Annotated in this window: 20 protein-coding genes and 1 tRNA gene; 13 read left to right on the forward strand and 8 right to left on the reverse strand. The window is 34.0% G+C overall.

Annotated features, from left to right (window positions below; translation table 11 throughout):
- Positions 1-114: 114 nt before the first annotated feature.
- The 10 genes from Q4Q16_RS00370 (at position 115) to Q4Q16_RS00415 (ending at position 9,238) form a co-directional block, all read left to right on the forward strand.
- A complete protein-coding gene (locus Q4Q16_RS00370) occupies positions 115-429 on the forward strand; it encodes a V-type ATP synthase subunit H (protein WP_303345409.1) in 315 nt (104 codons plus the stop codon).
- 11 nt (positions 430-440) lie between these two features.
- Entirely contained in the window at positions 441-2,444 is a 2,004-nt protein-coding gene (locus Q4Q16_RS00375) for a V-type ATP synthase subunit I (protein ID WP_303345410.1), read from the forward strand.
- Positions 2,445-2,508: 64 nt separating this feature from the next.
- Complete coding sequence (locus Q4Q16_RS00380) at positions 2,509-2,994, forward strand: V-type ATP synthase subunit K (protein ID WP_303345411.1); 486 nt, start codon at positions 2,509-2,511, stop codon at positions 2,992-2,994.
- A gap of 13 nt (positions 2,995-3,007) precedes the next feature.
- The gene (locus Q4Q16_RS00385) at positions 3,008-3,619 is read left to right on the forward strand and encodes a V-type proton ATPase subunit E (RefSeq protein WP_303345412.1); all 612 of its coding nucleotides are present in this window, start codon (positions 3,008-3,010) and stop codon (positions 3,617-3,619) included.
- 15 nt (positions 3,620-3,634) lie between these two features.
- A complete protein-coding gene (locus tag Q4Q16_RS00390; RefSeq protein ID WP_303345413.1) occupies positions 3,635-4,789 on the forward strand; it encodes a V-type ATP synthase subunit C in 1,155 nt (384 codons plus the stop codon).
- Positions 4,786-5,103: a V-type ATP synthase subunit F gene (locus Q4Q16_RS00395; RefSeq protein ID WP_303345414.1), complete on the forward strand. Its 318-nt coding sequence runs from the start codon at positions 4,786-4,788 to the stop codon at positions 5,101-5,103. Before Q4Q16_RS00390 ends, Q4Q16_RS00395 begins: the two co-directional genes overlap by 4 nt.
- On the forward strand, positions 5,100-6,842 hold the full coding sequence (locus tag Q4Q16_RS00400) for an ATP synthase subunit A (protein WP_303345415.1): 1,743 nt from the start codon (positions 5,100-5,102) through the stop codon (positions 6,840-6,842). The genes Q4Q16_RS00395 and Q4Q16_RS00400 overlap by 4 nt, the downstream gene beginning before the upstream one ends.
- 2 nt (positions 6,843-6,844) lie before the next feature.
- Positions 6,845-8,236: a V-type ATP synthase subunit B gene (locus Q4Q16_RS00405; RefSeq protein WP_303345416.1), complete on the forward strand. Its 1,392-nt coding sequence runs from the start codon at positions 6,845-6,847 to the stop codon at positions 8,234-8,236.
- 27 nt (positions 8,237-8,263) lie between these two features.
- Entirely contained in the window at positions 8,264-8,941 is a 678-nt protein-coding gene (locus tag Q4Q16_RS00410) for a V-type ATP synthase subunit D (RefSeq protein WP_303345417.1), read from the forward strand.
- 147 nt (positions 8,942-9,088) lie between these two features.
- Positions 9,089-9,238, forward strand: coding sequence for a hypothetical protein (locus tag Q4Q16_RS00415; protein WP_303345418.1), 150 nt, complete (start codon positions 9,089-9,091; stop codon positions 9,236-9,238).
- Here Q4Q16_RS00415 and Q4Q16_RS00420 read toward each other — a convergent pair.
- The 5 genes from Q4Q16_RS00420 to dnaG all read right to left on the reverse strand — a co-directional run bounded on the left by Q4Q16_RS00420 (position 9,210) and on the right by dnaG (position 12,892).
- Positions 9,210-10,394, reverse strand: a complete 1,185-nt coding sequence (locus Q4Q16_RS00420; protein WP_303345419.1) for an ATP-grasp domain-containing protein — start codon at positions 10,392-10,394, stop codon at positions 9,210-9,212. The genes Q4Q16_RS00415 and Q4Q16_RS00420 overlap by 29 nt on opposite strands.
- Before the next feature lie 26 nt (positions 10,395-10,420).
- Positions 10,421-10,492: transfer RNA gene (locus Q4Q16_RS00425), tRNA-Gln, on the reverse strand.
- Positions 10,493-10,542: 50 nt separating this feature from the next.
- On the reverse strand, positions 10,543-10,941 hold the full coding sequence (locus Q4Q16_RS00430) for a DUF1284 domain-containing protein (RefSeq protein WP_303345420.1): 399 nt from the start codon (positions 10,939-10,941) through the stop codon (positions 10,543-10,545).
- A gap of 48 nt (positions 10,942-10,989) precedes the next feature.
- Complete coding sequence (locus Q4Q16_RS00435; protein ID WP_368660201.1) at positions 10,990-11,595, reverse strand: biotin transporter BioY; 606 nt, start codon at positions 11,593-11,595, stop codon at positions 10,990-10,992.
- Between the two features lie 64 nt (positions 11,596-11,659).
- Complete coding sequence (gene dnaG, locus Q4Q16_RS00440) at positions 11,660-12,892, reverse strand: DNA primase DnaG (protein ID WP_303345422.1); 1,233 nt, start codon at positions 12,890-12,892, stop codon at positions 11,660-11,662.
- A 423-nt stretch (positions 12,893-13,315) separates the two neighbouring features.
- On the opposite strand from dnaG, the gene Q4Q16_RS00445 reads away from it, so the two are divergent.
- The 3 genes from Q4Q16_RS00445 (at position 13,316) to Q4Q16_RS00455 (ending at position 15,421) form a co-directional block, all read left to right on the forward strand.
- The gene (locus tag Q4Q16_RS00445) at positions 13,316-14,059 is read left to right on the forward strand and encodes an RraA family protein (RefSeq protein ID WP_303345423.1); all 744 of its coding nucleotides are present in this window, start codon (positions 13,316-13,318) and stop codon (positions 14,057-14,059) included.
- Positions 14,060-14,156: 97 nt separating this feature from the next.
- Positions 14,157-14,444, forward strand: a complete 288-nt coding sequence (locus tag Q4Q16_RS00450; protein WP_303345424.1) for an H/ACA ribonucleoprotein complex subunit GAR1 — start codon at positions 14,157-14,159, stop codon at positions 14,442-14,444.
- A 5-nt stretch (positions 14,445-14,449) separates the two neighbouring features.
- Entirely contained in the window at positions 14,450-15,421 is a 972-nt protein-coding gene (locus Q4Q16_RS00455; protein ID WP_303345512.1) for a transcription initiation factor IIB, read from the forward strand.
- A 106-nt stretch (positions 15,422-15,527) separates the two neighbouring features.
- Here the strand turns inward: Q4Q16_RS00455 and Q4Q16_RS00460 are convergent, their stop codons facing one another.
- From Q4Q16_RS00460 to Q4Q16_RS00470, 3 genes are all read right to left on the reverse strand, one after another.
- Entirely contained in the window at positions 15,528-17,438 is a 1,911-nt protein-coding gene (locus tag Q4Q16_RS00460; protein WP_303345425.1) for an MJ1255/VC2487 family glycosyltransferase, read from the reverse strand.
- A gap of 23 nt (positions 17,439-17,461) precedes the next feature.
- Positions 17,462-18,367 (reverse strand): DMT family transporter, encoded by a 906-nt coding sequence (locus Q4Q16_RS00465; protein ID WP_303345426.1) that lies wholly within the window; start codon positions 18,365-18,367, stop codon positions 17,462-17,464.
- A 121-nt stretch (positions 18,368-18,488) separates the two neighbouring features.
- Positions 18,489-19,553 carry a hypothetical protein gene (locus Q4Q16_RS00470; RefSeq protein ID WP_303345427.1) on the reverse strand — a complete coding sequence of 355 codons (1,065 nt, stop codon included), beginning with the start codon at positions 19,551-19,553 and terminating at the stop codon, positions 18,489-18,491.
- Positions 19,554-19,581 lie beyond the last annotated feature (28 nt).

Here is a 19,581-nt window from a genome sequence, read left to right on the forward strand (position 1 = left end):
AAAATTTAAATGCTCTTTTTTTATTTATTTTCAATTCTAGCTATTTTTACAATATTGAATAGTAAAAGATATATATATTACACGATAAAAATAGATACACCATGGTGATTAATTATGGCAGAGATATCAGACGCAATCGCAATGATAAAAAAAGCTGAATCTGATGCTGAACAAATTATTGTCGATTCTGAAGCTAAATCTAAAGATTTAATTGCAGAATCAAATGCAGCAGCTGAGAAATTAATTTCAGAAGCTAAAATTGCAGCAGAAGAAGAAGCTCAAAAAACTGTTTTTGATGCAGAAGATAAAGCTAAAAAAGAAGCACTTGATATTGCTGAGCAGTCTAATGTTGATATTAAATCAATAAAAGACAAGGCTGTTGGTAATGTTGATGAAGCTGCTTCCATTATTGTCAAAAATATATTGTAGTGTGAGTTTATATGTTCAAGACAGCTAGAATGCGTAAAATTAGAATTGTTACACTGGATAAGTATGTAGCTCCTACAGTGGACGCTCTCCACGAGTCTGGGCTTATACAGGTCAGTGATATTTCTGAAAGCATTCAGCAAGATCCTGAATTGGCGGAATTAGTAATTCCTTCAAAAGCTACTCCTTACACTGGCAAATTATCTTCACTTCTTATGAAAACAAACGGTATATCTGAATTATTAGGAAATTCTTTATCAGAAGGCCATGGGTTAAAAGACACTTTAATGTCTTTTATTAGTCCAGATTTACCTGTTCCAAAAGAAGTTGGAAAATTAGATACTCCTGCTTTTATTGAAAAAGCTGAAGATATTTTAGCACAGGTTGAAAGTAAAACTAGCGTTATTGAAGGCAAATTAGCCGCACTCGACACTGAAACAAGTGAACTAATGTCTAATAAAAGTTTGGCTAAACGTTTATCTAATTTTGACATGGATTTAGCTCTTTTAAAAGATTCAAAGTACACTTCTACTACTGTTGGAAGGATTAATGCTGAATCTACTTCAGAAATCAAAAATAAATTAAGTAACTTGACTGATGAATTTGATGTATTTACTGTTCCTATGGATGATGATGACGGCGTTATTATCGTTATAGTGACCTTAAAAGAATTTAGTGATGATGTTTATTCAACACTTCGTAAGTTTGACTTTGAGAAAATTGAAATAGGTGATGTTGAAGGTACTCCGCAGCAGATTATTTCAAAAGCCGACTCAAGATTATTAACTATTGAATCAGAACGTACTGCTGTTAAATCAGAATTAAAAGCAGTAGCTGAGCAATGGGATGATGAAATCTTAGCTCTCAAAGAACAATTAGAAAATGAAAAAGAAAAAAATGAAATTCTTTCTTCTTTTGTTCAAACTAAGGATGCTTATGTTCTTGAAGCATGGGTGCCTGTAAAAGACTCTGATAAAGTTGAACAATTAGTTGAAAAAAGTTCTGATGGACATTGTGCCTTTGAAACTATTGAAATTGAAGGTACTGATGATGAAAATGTTCCTATTTTACAACAAAATGGATGGTATTCAAAACCTTTCGAATTCCTTGTAGATATGTACTCACCTCTACGTTACAACGAAATTGATCCAACATTATTTGTTGCAATCTCATTCCCATTCTTCTTCGGTTTCTGTTTAACCGATGCATTTTATGGATTGTTCGTATCTTTAATTGGTGTAGTATTAGTAAGGGGAATAGGTAAAATCAAAGAATCCATGCGCTCATTTGGTTGGATTTTAATCTGGTCAGGTCTGTGGGCTGTTATTTTGGGTTTGCTGACTAATGGTTTTATCGGGGACTTCCCGGAAAGGATTGCAGGATTCCGTTTGCCGACCGTATTTGCTCCAGTTGAAGCATTTGTACATCCGGATACTATTTTATTAATAGCTATCGCTGTTGGTATTGTATACACTAACCTTGGTTTTATTGTTGGTGCTATTGACAACATAAGGTACGGTAATGTAAAAGAAGCTATCGGATCTCAAATCTGTTGGTTTGTTTTCGAAGCAGGTATTATCTTCATCGCTTTAGGTTTCCTTGTGCCTGCTATAGGCATGATTGGAATGATTTTAGGCGGAATTTTAATTCTTGTAACTATTGGAATGTTAGTTTGGGCTAACGGTGCATATGGTGTAATGGATATTTTCGGTTACATGGGAGATATTTTATCCTATGCTCGTCTTTTAGCATTATGTTTAGCTACTGGTGGTATTGCTATGACTGTAAACATCTTAGCTGAAATGTTAAATAATATGGTTCCATATGCAGGTGTTGTTCTTGCAATACTTATATTCATATTCGGTCATATCGCAAACTTCGCTTTCCAAGTATTAGGTGCATTTATTAACTCTTTACGTCTTAACTATGTTGAATTTTTCTCACAATTCTTCATGAGTGGTAAAGCTAAGTTCGAAGCTTTCAAAGCAAATAGAACATTTACAAAAATTAAAAATTAGAAATTTTTCATTTATATCTTAAATTAAAATTAAAAATCAATATTATTTCAAAGGTGAATTAAATATGGTAGAAATTGCTTTAGGTACTGCTTTAGCAGCTATTGGTGCTGGAGTAGCAATTGGATTTGCCGGTTTAGGTTCCGGTTTAGGGCAAGGTATGGCAGCTGCTGGTTCTGTAGGTGCTGTTGCAGAAGACAATGACATGTTTGCAAGAGGTATTATTTTCTCCGCATTACCAGAAACTCAGGCTATTTACGGGTTCTTGGTTGCGATCTTATTATTAGTATTCTCAGGATTATTAGGTGGCGGACAAGGATTACCTACTGAAGCAGGTATTGTAGCTATCGGTGTAGGTGCATCCATTGGTTTTGCTGGTTTAGGTTCCGGTATGGGACAAGGTATTGCTGCAGCATCATCTGTTGGAGCTATCGTAGAAGACAATGATATGTTTGCTCGTGGTATTATTTTCTCTGCATTACCAGAGACACAAGCTATTTACGGTTTCTTGATTGCTATTTTACTTATGGTATTCGGTGGAATCTTAGGTTAAGGAGGCAATTTATATGAGCTCAGGCACAGATAAAATTGTTTCAAGCATTATGTCTGAAGCCCAAGAGAAAGCTGATGTAATCATTCAAGATGTTAATGCAGAAGTTTCAGCAATTAAAGCAAAAGCTGAAAAAACTGCTGAAGTTGAAAAAACAAAAATCTTAGAAAATGGTAAAAAACAATCTGATATGAGATATCAGCAAATTATCTCTGAAGCTAAGATGAATGCTCGTAGAGCAGAATTAAGCGCTAAAGAAGAAGTTATTGAAATGGCTTTTAATCAAGCTACTGGTGAATTAAAAGAAAAAGCTTCTTCAAGAAGTGTAGATTATGAAGATTCATTAATTAAAATGATTAAAGAAGCAGCTGATGAAATCGGCAGTGATGATTTAATTATTCAGTTAAATGAAGCTGATACAAATCAATTTAAAAAAGAAATATCTTCAGACAATACTTTTGAAGTTGAAGGAATCAAATTCCAGTTAGGTGAACCTATCGATGTTATTGGTGGAGCTATCTTAAAAACAAGTAATGGAGATATTGAAGTTAATAACACTATTGAAGCAAGATTAGAAAGATTTAAAAGTATCTTACGTAGTGAAGTTGCTAACGTTTTATTTAAATAATTAGGAGGATAAATTATGGCAGATGAAATTGCTACCTTAATAAGTTCTGTAGGGCTTACACAAGAAACTTTCTTAGTATTTTGTGTTATTGCATTACTTGTTGTTGGTGCAGTAGTTGTAATCATTACATCTAGACCAATTTTGGACATTTATCCTTATCTTAATCCAAGTGCAAGAGTAAGAGCTAGAAAAGGAAGATTATTTGACGATAAACAAATTTCTGAAATTGTTGAAGCTAACAATGTTGAAGAAATTGAGAATTACCTCAAAGGTGTTCCTGATTATGCGGATGTTTTAGACGAATATCCTCTTGATAAAGCATTAGATGTTGAGCGTGCTAATACTTACGATTTTGTTGCAAGATTGGCTCCTAAAGAGATTAAAGCTCCTTTTGTTGCAATGTCTAAAAAGACTGATATTAACAACATTAAAAGTCTTTTAACTGCAAAGGAAGTTGGACTCACTTCAGAAGAAACCATGGAATTATTGATTCCATGCGGTTCATTATATGATGAGTTAGAATCTTTAGTTGATGTTGATAATGTAACTGATATTGTCACAAGTTTAGACAACACTGAATATGCACAAGTTTTAGAAGATGCTCTTCCACAGTATGAAGATACTAATATGATTCTCCCATTAGAATCTGCTTTAGATAAATATTATTTAGGCAAATTATTACGTTCTACTAGCGTTCCTTCAGATGAAAATAAACAAATTTTATATTCATATGTGGGAACTCAAGTTGATGTAGCTAATCTTAAACTAATTATAAGGGCTAAAGAAGATGGCCTTGATTATGATGCAATCTCTCCTTATATATTAGAAGAAGGATACCAATTACGTGAATGGAAACTTAAAGATTTAATGGAATCTCCTGATGTTACAAATGTAATTTCCGGATTAGAAGGAACCAAATACTCCGATGCATTAACTGATGTAATGCCTGTTTATACTGAAACAGGTTCAGTTGCAGTATTTGAAAAAGCATTGGACGTTTACACTTCTAAATATTCAAAATCTTTAGCATCTAAAAAACCATTAGGTATTGGTCCAATTATTGGTTATTTAAGTCAAAAAGAAAGTGAAATTAAAAATTTAAAAATTATTGCAAGAGCAAAAAGAGAAGTGGACTTCCCTAATTCTAAAATCATGGAGATGTTAATATGAGTTCAGTAGCAATTATTGGTGATGTTGACACTGTTTCAGGATTTAGACTTGGTGGTGTCAAACAAGCAGAAGTAGTTACAACTTCTGATGAAGCTATTGCAGCTTTTGATAAATTTTTAGAAGACGAAATTTCAATTATTATCATTACTCAATTAATGGCGAATGAAATAAGAGAACATATTAATAGAAAAATTGGTTCAAGTGTTTTACCAATGATAATTGAAATACCTGATAAAGATGGGTCCTCACAAGGATCATCTGATCAAATAAATGACCTTATTAAAAGAGTTATCGGGGTAGAGATGGTTAAATGATTATTGAAGGAAATATTATTAAGATTGCTGGGCCTGTTATAGTCGCAGATGGTATGAAAGGGGCTCAGATGCTTGAGATGGTTAGGGTAGGTGACGAAAAGCTTATCGGGGAAATCATTGAGCTTGAAGGTGACACCGCAACTATCCAAGTATATGAAGAAACAGCCGGTATCCAACCGGGTGAAGTAGTTGAATGTACCGGAGGAGCATTGTCTGTAGAACTTGGTCCTGGTGTAATGAGTTCTATTTTCGATGGAATTCAAAGACCTTTAAGAATCATCAGAGATATTTCTGGTGATTTCATTGCAAGAGGTATTGATGTGGATTCCATTGACAAAGAGAAAAAATGGGAATTCAAACCTGTAGCTAAAGTTGGAGATGTTTTAAAAGCTGGAGACGTACTTGGTGAAGTGCAGGAAACCACTGCAGTTTTACACAAAATCATGGTTCCTCCATCTCTTGAAGGTGAAGTAACTGAAATTGCAGCTGAAGGCGAATACACCATTTTAGAAGATATCGCTGAAGTCGGCGGACAAAAAGTACAAATGCTCCAAAAATGGCCTGTTAAAAAAAGCCGTCCTTTTGTAAGGAAATTGGATCCGGATATACCTTTAGTAACTGGTCAAAGAGCACAAGATACTTTCTTCTCCGTAGCTAAAGGTGGAGCAGCAGCTATCCCAGGTCCTTTCGGATCAGGTAAAACTGTTACCCAACAGCAATTAGCTAAATGGGCAGATGCTGATATTGTTGTATATATCGGATGTGGAGAACGTGGTAACGAAATGACTGAAGTACTTACCGAATTCCCATTCCTCGACGACCCTAAAACTGGTAACCCATTAATGGACAGAACTGTTCTTATTGCAAACACTTCCAACATGCCGGTAGCAGCTCGTGAAGCATGTGTATATACTGGTATTACTATTGCTGAATACTACCGTGACCAAGGTTACGACGTAGCACTTATGGCTGATTCAACATCAAGATGGGCTGAAGCTATGAGGGAGATTTCAGGAAGATTGGAAGAAATGCCTGGGGAAGAAGGTTACCCTGCATATTTAGCATCCAGATTAGCTCAATTCTACGAAAGAGCTGGAAGAGTTGAAACTATCGGTTCAGAACCTAAAGTTGCATCTATTTCTGTAGTTGGTGCTGTATCTCCTCCTGGTGGGGACTTATCCGAACCTGTTACTCAAAACACCTTACGTATCTGTAAAGTGTTCTGGGCGTTAGACGCATCTCTTGCTGATAAACGTCACTTCCCTTCAATCGACTGGTTACAAAGTTATTCATTATATGTAGACAGTATTGAAGGATGGTGGGCTGAAAACATAGCTGCAGATTGGAGAGCAACTCGTGACCAAGCTATGGGTTTATTACAAAAAGAATCCGAGTTACAAGAAATTGTACAATTAGTTGGTCCTGATGCATTACCTGAAACTGACCAAGCTACATTAGAGACTACTCGTATGTTAAGAGAAGACTTCTTACAACAAAACGCATTTGATGATGTAGATACATACTGTGCACCTTCCAAACAGTACAAAATGTTAAAAACAATCCTTTTATTCTACAAAGAATCTCTTGCAGCTGTTAACAGAGGTGTTCCAATTGCAAACATTGTAGCTTTACCTGTTAAAGAAGAAATTGGTAAAATGAAATATATCCCACAAGACGAATTTGATGCAAAAATTGAAGAAATTCAATCTGCAATTACTAAACAATGCAGTGAGGCTTAAAAATGAATACAAATATTAAAACTAGAGAATATACTACTGTATCCGAAGTCTCAGGTCCTTTAATGGTTGTTGAAGGAGTAGAAGGCGTTGGTTACAATGAAATTGTAGATATTGAAACACCTGCTGGTGAAAAAAGAAGTGGACAAGTTCTTGAAGTAAGTAAAGACGTTGCTGTTATTCAAGTTTTCGAAGGAACTAATGATTTAAACACTAAAGATACTAAAACCAGATTCACTGGTCAAACCGCTAAAATCGGTGTATCCAGAGATATGGTAGGACGTATTTTTAACGGTATTGGTAAACCTATTGACGGCGGACCAGAAATCATCCCTGATGAAGAATTGGATATTAACGGGGCTCCTATGAACCCTGCTTCTCGTGAATTCCCTGAAGAATTTATTCAAACTGGTATCTCTACCATTGACGGAATGAACACATTAGTAAGAGGACAAAAACTTCCTATTTTCTCAGGATCTGGTTTACCTCACAACGATTTGGCTGTACAAATTGCAAGACAAGCTAAAGTATTAGGTGCTGACGATGAATTCGCAGTAATTTTTGCAGCTATGGGTATTACAAACGAAGAAGCAAACTTCTTTATGAGGGACTTCGAACGTACTGGAGCTTTAGAAAAATTAACAGTATTCATGAACTTAGCTGACGATCCGGCTATTGAAAGAATCTTGACTCCAAAAATGGCTTTAACTACTGCCGAATATTACGCATTCACCTTAGGTATGCAAGTATTAGTTATCTTAACAGATATGACTAACTACTGTGAAGCTTTAAGGGAAATTTCCGCAGCAAGAGAAGAAGTACCTGGAAGAAGAGGTTATCCTGGTTACATGTATACTGACCTTGCTGGTATTTATGAGAGAGCTGGTCGTATCGACGGTAAAGAAGGTTCTATTACTCAAATGCCTATCTTAGTTATGCCTCAAGACGATATTACTCACCCAATTCCGGATTTAACCGGTTATATTACCGAAGGACAAATTGTATTAAGTAGGGAAATTTTCAGGAAAGGTATTTACCCTCCTGTAGACGTACTTCCTTCACTTTCTCGTTTGATGAGTGGTGGTATCGGTGGAGAAAAAACCAGAGATGACCACAGTGGTGTATCTGACCAACTTTATTCTGCATATGCAGAAGGTCGTGAATTAAGAGACTTGGTTGCGGTTGTAGGGGAAGAAGCACTTACTGACAGGGATCAAAAATTCTTAGAATTTGCTCAAGAATTTGAAGATCAGTTCATTACTCAAAGTAAAGATGAAGATAGGACTATCTTTGAAACCTTAGACCTTGGTTGGAATTTACTTAAAATCTTACCTAAATCCGAGCTCAAAAGAGTTAAAGAAGAATTTATTGAACAATACCTTCCAAAAGATGACTAATCTCATTACAGTAATGTAGGTGATTAAATGGCACAAGATATTATAGATGGAATTAATCCAACTCGTATGGAATTATTATCTCTTAAAAACAGAACTAAACTGGCTATTAAAGGGCATGGTTTACTTAAAGAGAAAAGAGATGCATTAATTAAAGAGTTTTTTGATATCTTGGATCGTGTCAAAGGTATTCGTGAAAATGCAGAACTCAGTCTTAAAGAAGCAAATGATGCTTTACTTGAAGCTCAAATTGCTATGGGTGATTTGGCTGTTAAAAAAGCAGCATTATCTGTTAAAGAATCTATTGATGTAGAAATTACATCAAGAAGTGTTATGGGTGTTGCTGTACCTGTAACCAATGTTAAAATGGAAGAAAATTCTCTTATTGATAGAGGTTACGGTTTTGCTGACACTACCATTCAATTAGACGAAGCTGCAAAGAAATTCGAGGAATCTCTTAAGTATTTAATCGAACTTGGTGAAATAGAAAAAACAATTTTCTTACTTGCTGAAGAAATCGAAGCTACTAAACGTAGAGTAAATGCTTTAGAACACATTATGATTCCTAGATTCCAAAATACTGAAAAGTATATTGATATGAGACTCCAAGAAATGGAAAGGGAAAACTTTGTAAGATTGAAAATGATTAGATCAACTATTGAGAAAAATGAAAAAGAAGCTGCTGCTTTAAAAAATGCAGACGCTTAACTTTTTCTCATAACTTTTCATTTTCTTTTAATTTTATTTATTTTTTTAATTAAAGCTTAAATTTTTATTAATTTCAAAAAACAGTTATTATTATTTAGTTATTGTAATATATTTCTTTTACTCGAAATTCTAGAAAATGGTGTTAAAATGAAAAGAAATCCAATTGACCAATATTTGAAAGACCCTGATAATAAGGCTAACGTATTTATTTGGATTACTCGTCTTATGGTGATTACTACTTTTATGATAACACTTGGGATAATATTATTCATATTATTTTTAGTTGGTGTTTTATAGCTTCTTCTTTTACTGTTTCACTTGACAATTCAACTTTTTCAAATAAATTTTTAAAATATCTGTCCTTATCGATTACTGTAAGCAGAGGCTCTGATTTTTCAGTAATTGATCCAATGTGGGGTAGGTCATAGATATTGTCCAAATCTATTTTTTGATATTTCATTCTTGTCGGTGAATAAATGATTTTTTTATAGGAATAATATTCAGGATAGGGGATTTCAATAATTTTGCCTTTACATGCATTGATATGTGCTTCAAGCATGTTTATTCCGAATGATTTTTCAACACATTCAAATGTTCCCTGTATTCTTGGATTGATCTCGATTACATACAGTCCTTTTTCATTAAGAATATAGTCAACTCCATTTGAACCGATTAATTTGAATTTTTGTATGAGTTTCTGTGAAGTTGTTTCCAGCTGCTTTGTTATTTCATCGGTATATTTTATGCCTGCCATTATTGATTTATTTGTTAAAGGCAGTATGTTTCCAACATATTTAAAAGAGCTGTTTTTTTCAAAATCATTTATTGTTAATAATCTTGAACTGGTTATTGTCTTTGCATCACTTTCGGTTGAAAGCACTGATGAACTTAAACTGATTCCATTAATGCATTCCTGTAAAATAAATTCTCCCTCATTAAATTGTAAATCTGCATTATTATTTAATAGATTTACATCATACCCTCCACTTCCTTGAAGGGGTTTTAAGATAAATTGAGTGTCAGGGTAATTATTATTTATTTCCCGTGCTTCACCTATATCACTTAACCTAAAAGTAACCGGTGTTGAAAATTCATCTTTTATATTCCTGTAAAATCTGAATTTGTCTTCGACATTTCCAACATCCTTATTTCCTAAAATTTTCTTTTGATGTTTTTTTGAAAAATCACTTGGCGAAACGCCGGATATGGGAATTATATTGTCAACTTCATCTAGGTAGTCATTTGATATTTCCAAAAGGGTTTGACTATTGAATTGACTATCAAAAACACCACAGCTTTCATCGCATTGCTCTTTTAGGACAATTTTTTGGTTTTTTATAGAGGGTGAGTCTGATGTTGAAAAATAGCTTGCAGAATAAATATCATAATTTAATTTTAAGGCACTATTAACCATACTTCTTGTGTTAATTCCAATAAGCAATAGTTTTTCCATAAAATATCCAAAAAAAGTTTTTATAATAGTCCCGAGCGGAGTCGAACCGCCGTCTCCGGGTCCAAAGCCTAGAAGGATTACCACTACCCTACGGGACTATATTGTATTGTACAACATTTAATATATTTTTATCATGTAGTATTTAAATTTATCGGTTATCTGATAAATTTTGATAAAATAAGCATTTGTCATGCCAAATACAATTACAACAAATTTCAGATACGCTTTCTTCAGTATTAAAAATTCCATCGACTTTTTCAAATAATTCTACAGAATTAAACTCTTTTGAGGAATCTAATTTTTTTAACACTTCATTATCCATATTGGTAATTATCTCATTTGTTTTGCTGTTCTGGCATAATCCGTCTTTAAGGTTCGGACACTTCCTGCAAATATCATCTGGAGTGTTGGTTAATAAGACGGTTGTTTTTTTAAGTTTTCTTTTGGAGTTAACATCAGCCATGTTTAAAGCAAAGTTTTCATCGTAGCCGTATCCCTGAAAACCTTTAAGGCATAATAGGTGATGTCCTCTTAAAATAAGTTTCATATTTCTCAAAAAAATAAATAAAATAAAAAAAGAAGGTTAAAAAACCTTTTAGTCTTTTGGTAAAAATACTTTGGAAACAGATGCCGCTCCTAATATTTTCACAATGTCTCCTACAATAAACGGTACAAGACCCATCATTAAAAGATCAACAATACCAATTGCTGTACCTTGGGTTAAATTAAACCATAATGCGAGACCTGCAAGTCCTGGGATGTAGATTAAAGCAAAATTTGCAATTCCAATAACAACTGCCATTTTTCTAAAACTACGTGATTCAGCATATTTTTCAGTTATCAATCCAATAAAGTATGCGGTAATGATAAATCCTATGAAGTATCCTCCGGTTGAACCTAATAATGCTTCAAGTCCTCCGGTCATTCCTCCAAACCAAGGAATAAATGCAACACCTAAGACAACATATAAAACTTGACTTAAACATCCATATCTTTTACCTAAAAATAAACCAGAACATAATACTGCAAATGTTTGTGCAGTTATAGGAACGGGAGTCCATGGTAGTGGAATAATGATTTGCGCCATTATACCAGTTAAACAAGCCATCATTAATGACATGAGCAACTTAGTTGCGGTACTAGCGTCCTGAATTCTTTCAAAAACATTTTTTCTAGTACTATAAAAATTATCCATATTAATATTCATTGTTGTTTCCTCCAATTTCCAAGTTTTTAAATAAAATGAGAATTTAAATTCTCATATTTCAATCAATAGTTATGATTTTGACATTGTGCGGTTTTTTAACTATGTTGACGGATTTGAATGCGACCAATTTTTTAATTCCTTTCTCGGATGCCACATCCACTAATCTTTGACTAATAACTCCGTCGAATATTACTGCATTGGCAGTGCCTTCTATGCCTTTGATTTCTTCATAGATGTTTTCCACTTCAACTTCTTTAGTCATATTTAATGCTTCGTCTAAGATTGCTCCAACACCTGTGCCTTCAAATTCTTTAAGCATATCTTTCATTAAGCTTACTTCATCATCTTCAATGACCGGTTCTTGAACAGCTTCATGGTTATTGTTGTTGTATCTTTGTTTTTTATTGTGTCTGCCATTTTTTCTGTGTTCTTTTTTATGATTGCTGTCATTGAGAATGTTGCTGGTAGCTAAGAATTGTGCAGTTGGGACCTTATCCCTAAGTGCAATTAAAACTTCGTCTTTTTCCAGATCTTCGACTTCTTTTCCTTTTGGAGCACGGGTAATAAAGTCGACGCTTCCAATTTGCAATAGTTCTTTTAATATGAGTTCTCCGCCTCTGTCACCATCAACAAATGCGGTTGTTGTTCTTTTTTTACTTAATTCGCCGATTGAATGAGGTACATTCACCCCTTCGACAGCTACGGTATTTTTAATGCCGTATTTGAGTAAGTTTAAAACATCGCTGCGACCTTCAACTACAATAATTGCGTCGGATGTGTGGATGCTAGGGCCGGCAGGAAGGCGGTCTTCACCATATTCAGAGATTTCATGAACTCTCATGGCTTCTCTGACTTCCTCAATCATTTTCATACTGGTAGGGCCAATGCTTTCAACCATGTTTTTATAAATTTCTTTAGCACGGTTAACAACTTGTTCTCTTTTGACGGCTCTTACATCTTCAACTTTAGTAGTTTGAATTTCCGCTTCACAAGGACCTACTCGATTTATTGTTTCAAGAGATGCTGCAAGAATGGCGGTTTCAACTCTATCCAAACTGGAAGGAATTACAATTTCTCCTTTTGCTCTTCCACCATTGGATTGGATGTTGACTTGAATCCTTCCAATCCTTCCGGTTCTTTGAAGTTCTCTTAAATCTAAATCATTACTAAGTAAACCTTCAGTTTGCCCAAATACTGCACCAACAACATCAGGTTTTTCTACAATTCCGTTAGCGTCAATTTGAGCGTGAATTAAATATTTTGTTGTAGTTAATTCTTCACCTTTTCCCATTTTTAAGCCTCCTAAGCTTATTAATCGGGATAATTTATGTAATTCTAAAAATTAAAATGATTTTTAATAGGTGAATTTGCATAAATTACACGATAAACATGTTCTTGTCTTAAAGACCTAACATACATTAAAAAGAGCTTCTACATTCATAGAGGATTGCTATTAAGGTTCTACTATTAATACTTTGTATTGATTGTTCATATACGGTTATATTCCTTAATAATTGTTTTCACTCCTCTTAGATAATATAATGATAAATTAATAATGATAAATGTAAATTAACTCAAATGTGTATGTAATAAATATTAAGTATTTATAAATACTATAATTATTATTTATTGGTAAAACTAATATATAAACTGTGTCATGTGTAATTTGATTAATCTAAATTGCATAAACAGTGATGAAATTTATGGTGAAGTCATGTCAATAAGTCCAAAAGATGTTTTAAATAAAAATAAAAATCTAAATAAGCGTGTAAGTATTGAAGAAATTAATTTAGATGATGTTACAATCGATGATTTAAAATTCAATGGTAAAAATTATGATAAATATATTAATTTATATTCCCTATTGGAGAACGTTTCAGCCTGCCAGGTCTCTGATGCATATAACGGAATATCTCACAGGTCAGGAACAGTTCAAAAAATAAAGTCCGTTAACAACAACAGGGTTTTCGGAAAAATTTTCACTGCACAAACAACAAGCGATGACTGGGGAACTTCTGCTTTGGCTATCGATGATGCTGACGAGGGGGATATTTTATTTTTTAAAGTTGATAGTGAAGATAAGGCCATTTGGGGAGAATTGGCTTCTACCTGTGCAAAAAATAATGGAATTAAAGCCACTGTAATTTATGGATCAGCCCGTGACTTGGATGCGCTGCTCTATATGGATTTCCCTGTTTTTGCTTCTAATCACTGTCCTAATGCAGGTTCTGCTTTGGGTTTGGGCAGTTTAAATGAACCAATCGAAATTGAAGGTGTTGAAATAAATCCTGGCGACTTTTTCATTGGTGATGAGAACGGAATTGTCGTAATTCCAAAAAAATTATTCGCAAAAACAATGGCTGCGACACTTGCAGTTAAGGTCAAAGAATCTAAAATCATAAAAGACATTGGTTCAGGCACAACTTTGTCACAAATAGTTGGTCTTAGAAACAAATAGAAAAACATTTAAATAGAATTTATATTTATATATAAATATATCGATAGATTTATATATTAGTTTTTTATTATAATATAAATGATACAGATTTGATTTTATGAAATTATTAGGTAAAAGTTTGCACATTGCAAGCTCTGGAAAATTAATAGCTCGAACTACTAAAACACCTTCACCGGGAGCTGTAGTATTTGATAGTAATAAAAAGAAAATAGGTAAGGTAAATTATATATTCGGACCTACTAGTATGCCTTATGTGTCTATTAGATTATTCGGGTCTGCTAATAAGGATCAAATTGAGAAGAACTGTGGTGAAAAACTATTTGTATCAAAACCGAAATCCAAAAAGTCTAGAAAAAGGAGGATGAGACCACGACACAAAAAGTAGAAGAGATTCCTAAAAGGGGACGTAAAAGAACTCAAAGAACCAAAACACAAAATGATGCAAGCAATAAAAACGAACAAACTGTATGTCCTGATTGTGGTTCTACTGAATTGATAGGTGACTATGAAAGAGCAGAAGTCGTATGTGCTCGTTGCGGATTGGTCATTGATGAAAATCTTGTGGATATGGGTCCTGAATGGAGAGCATTTGACCACGAACAAAGAGACAAACGTACAAGAGTGGGTGCTCCGATTACATACACAATTCACGATAAAGGTTTAAGTACCATGATTGACTGGAGAAACAAGGATATCTATGGTCGTGACATTCCTGCAAGAAACAGGGCTCAATGGTACAGATTAAGAAAATGGCAAAGAAAAATCAGAATTTCAGGTGCTACTGAGAGAAATTTGGCATTTGCGTTAAGTGAACTTGACCGTGATTCCTCAAGATTAGGCCTTCCAAGAAGCGTTAGGGAAGCTGCAAGTGTTGTATACAGAAGTGCAGTTGACAATAAACTGATTAGGGGAAGAAGTATTGAGGGAGTAGTGGCCGCGTCATTATATGCTGCTTGCAGACGTTGTAATGTTCCCCGTACTTTAGATGAAATTGCAGAAGTGTCCAGAGTTACTAAAAAAGAAGTGGGTCGTACATACAGGTTTTTAACACGTGAATTAAACATTAAATTGCCTCCGACTTCTCCTGTAGATTATGTTCCTAGATTCGCATCTGAACTTGGACTTTCTGGTGAAGCACAATCCAAAGCAATTGAAATCATTGAAAAGGCAATGGAAAAAGGATTAACTTCCGGAAGAGGACCTACAGGTGTTGCAGCAGCTGCATTATATATTGCGTCAGTTTTACTTGGTGATAGAAAAACCCAAAGGGATGTGGCTGAAATTGCTGGTGTTACTGAAGTGACAATCAGAAACAGGTACAAAGAATTAACTGAACAGTTAGATATGGGTGTTACTTTATAAACACTCAATTATTTCTTTTTTTTGAATTAATCCCAATAATCATAGAACCATCCGCTATTTGAGATGATAAATCAGATTAGAAATTTAAGCATAAAGTTCACTGACACTAGGATGTGTCGTTTTTATATTTTGAATATTTGTCGATTCTATATTTTAATTCGTGAACAATTCCATCGTTTCCTGTTTTTTTAACTTTTTCAAGCTTTTTTTGATATTTTGGAAGTCTTTTAAGGAATTTTTTAACATTTGGAGCATTCATGCTTTCATGATATTCTCCATAACCTAACTTCTGAACATAAAATCCGTTTAATGTCTGTTCAAAATTTCCGATAGCCGGAACAGAATAAATTGGTTTTTTAAGGTATATTGCTTCTGAAATAAAGGTAAATCCGCCGTTGCAGATTACTGCTTTTGATGAAGCCAGATCATCATAAAATTCGTCTTCGTTAAACTCTTTATAGGTTAAATTTTCATCCACTTCATTTTTATTAAATCCATAAACGATGAATTTTTCATCTTTAAGGGATTTTAATTTACGAACAAGTTTTCCACTTTCCTTACTTGTCTGATAAACAATTACGCAATCTCCGTTTTCAGGTTCTAACTTCAAAATATCTTCGCGTATGATTGGAGGATAAATCACCGCATTCTTTTTTGGCCTTATTTTTGGATAAAAGAAGCTGGTTAGAATATGCACCTTCGGCTTGACAACATATGTTTTGATTACTCCTTTTGCTTTAATCATGTCTGCATAATGATTTTTAGGATAATCTATCTGGGTTTGCGTAATCATATGGATGTTGTCTAAACTTATCAGGGGGATGTTTAAAAGCTTTGAAACGACCGTTGCAAATATTTCGAAATCGGTTACTATCACGTCGGGTTTAAGCTTTCTTGCTTTTTTGTATAAGGTTTCATATCCAACTTTCATGTTGCTCGGATTTCTTTTTATGGCATTTGCAAGTGTTTTTATATTATTTACCTTATTGTTGATGTAGACTGTATTGAATCCTCCGATTTTATAAACGTTGTCGAATTTGGAATTTAAGTATTCATATGCCCTGTCGCTTGAGAAGAGATAAACATCGTAGTCCTCTTTAATTTTATCAACAATTACTCCTGTTCTTATTGCATGGCCCATTCCTTCACCACAAACACAGTAAAAAACCACTTTTTTATCTCTTTCGATTTTGGAATTGATTTTAGACCTCACTGAACTGATCTTTTCTTTTGATTCGTCATAGGTTTCCTTAATCGTATTCAGTTTCTCGGCACTTTTTTCAAGCTTTGATAATTTGGTGGTGGTAAGTTTTTCATGGCCGTGGCCGAAGTTGTAGTTTAACTCACTTGCATCAGTTCTTTTTCCTAAAAAATCGTTGACAGTACTTTTGCCGTATTGCCTAATTAATGTGGTAATTCCTTCTTCTTCCAGTCTTCTTGTTGAAACACCAATTTTGGCATTTCTAAGTACTTTAAAAGGTTCTTCCTTTGCCAACCTTTCAATGTAGTCGGTATCTTCACCGAATGTCAGTGACTCGTCAAATCCGCCGCACTTGTCATGCAATTCTTTTTTTGCAATAATTCCGTAACACCCCGCACCGTGGGGCTTGATGTTTTCAACACTAATCATAAAGTAATTCGCAAAATCATGGAATATTTTGTCCTGCATCTTATTTGATAATGGTTTCATCTGGGTAATTGCGATTCCAACCCTCTCCATTCTAAATTCATACAGGACATCTCTCAGGTAGTCTTCTGTAAGCTTTAAATCAGAATCCAGAAATAGCAGATATTCTCCTTTTGCAACATTGGCACCATTATTCCTACCTACGGCCGGAAGACCTCCGTCAACTACAATACAACCGAATTCCTCTGCAATTTCCCGTGTTTTATCTGTGGAGTTGGCATCGGCTACAATAATTTCGTAATCATGAAAATTTTGTTTTTCAATACTCTCTAAAAGAACCGGAAGGTATTCTTCTTCATTATAGGTAGGTATGATAATGCTTAAAATCATATGTTAAGATTTATTTTTAAAATTTATAAGTTTTTGTAATGGGATTTTTCATTTTCTGCTCTACTCAACATCATCATAGCGATTATTGTTAAAATAAATCCGCAAAACATCAGTAATGTCGGAATTTCTGAGTAAAATATAAATCCGAAAATCAATGCGGCAAATGGTTCGGCTCCGGATAGGAATATTGAAGATATTCCGGAATCAATATAGTTTAAACTCACAGTGGAGAAGATATAAGGTAGTGCAAATGAAATTGTCGAATGAATGATTAAAAAAGCAACGATTAAAAGAGGATTAACTGAAATGAAATTCTCAATCTGGTTAAAATCAGTTAATGGGGCCAAAACCAGTGAAATAAACACGATTGAATAAATAAGGATGGTAAATGTATGTTTTTCATTTTCGATTAGTTTTTTAGAAGCCATTAGATAAACCGCCCAAAACAGTCCTGCCCCTGCACCAAAAACAATTCCGTGCATGGGAATGTTTTCTAAAGCTGTTTCTAAAATTCCGGTCATCAATACGCATCCGAAAATAGCTAAGGACATGCAAACTAACTTGTTTTTTGTAATCTTTTCTCCAAACAGGAAATATGCAATTATTAACACATAAACTGGAGCCAGTGATAATAAAACGGCCGCCAAGGATAATGGTATGGTATTCATTGATTCATTATAGCATAAATTAAGTCCTACGATGGACATTGCACAAACCAAAATTAAAGGTATGTCTTTTAAATCTATTTTAAGCAATTCCTTCTCAGTAGCTATTATTGCTATTAATATGGGGACAATAGCTATTGAAAACCTTAAAAAAAGAATTGTAATTGAATCAATTCCATTATGCATTAGTGTTCTGATGAATACTCCGCCTGATCCGAACATCATACCTGCAAGAATTGGCAATATCAAATAGATTTTTTTCATAGAAATTATCTTTTTAATTTATTACTATAAATTTTTATCTGATTTATGTGATGTTAATGTATCTATCATTAAAAGTAATTGCATATTGTTTTGCTGTTAATGAAAAATAATTTCATTCCGTTTAGGAATTTAAATAGGAATATACGTTCCATGAAACCGTGTAATACTCGCAGGAATTATTCAATGGCACTTTTAAATCATTAACTAATTCCATTTCATTATAATCTGAATCCACGATGTAGGTTTCATTGTTTATTTTCTCAATTGGAATGTCTCCAAAGTCAACATCGTCTGAAATATTTGCAATATTTACAGTATAATGGTCTGTTTCAGCACCTGCAAGGGCTATTGTAAATCTCAGAGCTATTACTACAATGACTATTATGTATGGTAAGAAACGTTTGAGGAGATATCTTTTTTTGCTCAGACCGGTCCTTTTATATGGTGGCTGTTTTGATTCATTGTCTTCTAGTAATTTTTTATCTTTTAATATGGTGCCTGCAATTAAATTTAAGTAATATCCGTTTCTATAAACTAACCATAATCCCAATAGTCCAACAAGAGATGGGGTTGCCCACATTCCTCCGTCTATCGCACCAATAATCAGGCAACTTGAAAATAAAGCAATTAAAAAGTTTGTAAACCATGCTCTTTTTTGAGAAGCCATAACCAATGTTGTAAATAGTATGGGGATTATTAGAATTATCAAAAATCCTGCACTCGGAACATATGGATATAGGCCGATGCCGGTATTTATGTCCTGCTGGATAAAAGGTCCGATTATTTGAGTTAAAGCCGCTCCTAAAATTGATTTTAGCATGTGGGTATGCAATATGCTTGTGGAACTCATTGTGCTGGTTACAGAACAGAATATGGTGTTAAGTTCGATGCCCATTTGCATCCTAAATAAAACTTCTAAAAAAATACCTAAAACCAGTAAGGCAAATCCGATAACGATTGAAATCTTTAGATACTTTACATTATCAATTTCCTTATCTGTCAGCTGGGATAAAATTAAAAATAATCCTAAAAGACCAAAAAACAAAATGTCCTTTCCTTTAGATGATCCCATTAAAAATAAGTGGGTTACTGGTCTTATGACCGGATTTAGAATGTCACTTATAAAAAGTACTCCTGCAAGCAGCATGAATAAAAATCCGGCTATGATAGTTTTATTAAGTTTCATTAACAATAATTTAATATTAATACTTTAA

Origin of the sequence: Methanobrevibacter sp. (assembly GCF_030539875.1) — an archaeon.
In the GTDB taxonomy this organism is placed as follows: domain Archaea; phylum Methanobacteriota; class Methanobacteria; order Methanobacteriales; family Methanobacteriaceae; genus Methanocatella.

Bases quoted from the DNA above. Each gene is read 5' to 3' on its own strand.
- Q4Q16_RS00465 (WP_303345426.1), bottom strand. From the start codon at position 18,367: ATGAAAAAAATCTATTTGATATTGCCAATTCTTGCAGGTATGATGTTC.
- Q4Q16_RS00400 (WP_303345415.1), top strand. From the start codon at position 5,100: ATGATTATTGAAGGAAATATTATTAAGATTGCTGGGCCTGTTATAGTC.
- Q4Q16_RS00395 (WP_303345414.1), top strand. From the start codon at position 4,786: ATGAGTTCAGTAGCAATTATTGGTGATGTTGACACTGTTTCAGGATTT.
- Q4Q16_RS00380 (WP_303345411.1), top strand. From the start codon at position 2,509: ATGGTAGAAATTGCTTTAGGTACTGCTTTAGCAGCTATTGGTGCTGGA.
- Q4Q16_RS00470 (WP_303345427.1), bottom strand. From the start codon at position 19,553: ATGAAACTTAATAAAACTATCATAGCCGGATTTTTATTCATGCTGCTT.
- Q4Q16_RS00385 (WP_303345412.1), top strand. From the start codon at position 3,008: ATGAGCTCAGGCACAGATAAAATTGTTTCAAGCATTATGTCTGAAGCC.
- Q4Q16_RS00460 (WP_303345425.1), bottom strand. From the start codon at position 17,438: ATGATTTTAAGCATTATCATACCTACCTATAATGAAGAAGAATACCTT.
- Q4Q16_RS00450 (WP_303345424.1), top strand. From the start codon at position 14,157: ATGAAATTATTAGGTAAAAGTTTGCACATTGCAAGCTCTGGAAAATTA.
- Q4Q16_RS00445 (WP_303345423.1), top strand. From the start codon at position 13,316: ATGTCAATAAGTCCAAAAGATGTTTTAAATAAAAATAAAAATCTAAAT.
- Q4Q16_RS00415 (WP_303345418.1), top strand. From the start codon at position 9,089: ATGAAAAGAAATCCAATTGACCAATATTTGAAAGACCCTGATAATAAG.
- Q4Q16_RS00390 (WP_303345413.1), top strand. From the start codon at position 3,635: ATGGCAGATGAAATTGCTACCTTAATAAGTTCTGTAGGGCTTACACAA.
- dnaG (WP_303345422.1), bottom strand. From the start codon at position 12,892: ATGGGAAAAGGTGAAGAATTAACTACAACAAAATATTTAATTCACGCT.
- Q4Q16_RS00430 (WP_303345420.1), bottom strand. From the start codon at position 10,941: ATGAAACTTATTTTAAGAGGACATCACCTATTATGCCTTAAAGGTTTT.
- Q4Q16_RS00420 (WP_303345419.1), bottom strand. From the start codon at position 10,394: ATGGAAAAACTATTGCTTATTGGAATTAACACAAGAAGTATGGTTAAT.
- Q4Q16_RS00370 (WP_303345409.1), top strand. From the start codon at position 115: ATGGCAGAGATATCAGACGCAATCGCAATGATAAAAAAAGCTGAATCT.
- Q4Q16_RS00375 (WP_303345410.1), top strand. From the start codon at position 441: ATGTTCAAGACAGCTAGAATGCGTAAAATTAGAATTGTTACACTGGAT.
- Q4Q16_RS00405 (WP_303345416.1), top strand. From the start codon at position 6,845: ATGAATACAAATATTAAAACTAGAGAATATACTACTGTATCCGAAGTC.
- Q4Q16_RS00410 (WP_303345417.1), top strand. From the start codon at position 8,264: ATGGCACAAGATATTATAGATGGAATTAATCCAACTCGTATGGAATTA.